The sequence below is a fragment of the Tenacibaculum aiptasiae genome, assembly GCF_008806755.1.
Classification (GTDB): Bacteria; Bacteroidota; Bacteroidia; order Flavobacteriales; family Flavobacteriaceae; genus Polaribacter; species Polaribacter aiptasiae.
In genome coordinates this window covers 1-683 of sequence record NZ_WAAU01000074.1, presented here as the reverse complement: position 1 = coordinate 683, position 683 = coordinate 1, and the positions used below count along the sequence as shown (strand labels likewise).

Sequence of the window (683 nt, the reverse complement as noted above, 5' to 3'; positions counted from 1 at the left end):
GCAATCACTACAGCTGTTTTGTTAGCAAAGAAAGTATTTAGCTTTTCCATAATCACCTTTTCATTGTTGGCATCTAAAGCAGAAGTTGCTTCATCAAAGAATAAAAACTTCGGGTTTTTGTATACCGATCGAGCAATTAATAAACGTTGCTTTTGCCCTGTACTCAATCCATTTCCTTCACTTCCTATTTTAGTATTGTATCCTAAAGGAAGTCCTTCTATATAATCTGAGATGTTAGCCACATCAATAGCATGTGCTAGCTTTTCTTTGTCTACATAATCTTCTCCTACTGCAATGTTTTTGGCAATAGAGTCATTAAAAATATATCCCTCTTGCATGACCACTCCTGAGTTTCTTCTCCATTCTTTTTGTGAGATATTCTTTAGGTTGAAGTTATTAATCATAATATCTCCTTGATCTACCTGATAAAACCCAAGTAATAATTTCATGAATGTTGTTTTTCCACTTCCACTAACACCAACAATAGCAGTGGTTTTATTAGCTGGTATTTCTAGTGATAAATCTTTAAGTACAGGTTCAAGTCCACCTGTGTATCTAAAAGAGATGTTTTTTAATGTGATAGCTGCATTCTCTGGAATATTAGTTACTTTTTCATCATTTGGATTTTCTTCATCTTCCATGTTATGAATTTCTCCTAATCGATCAACCGATATTTGTGCATC

At 33.7% G+C, this 683-nt stretch carries 1 protein-coding gene; it reads right to left on the bottom strand.

What is annotated here, in order from left to right; translation table 11 throughout:
• Positions 1 to 683, bottom strand: a 683-nt coding sequence (locus tag F7018_RS18015) for an ATP-binding cassette domain-containing protein (RefSeq protein ID WP_150901490.1), incomplete at both ends; no start/stop codon positions are given.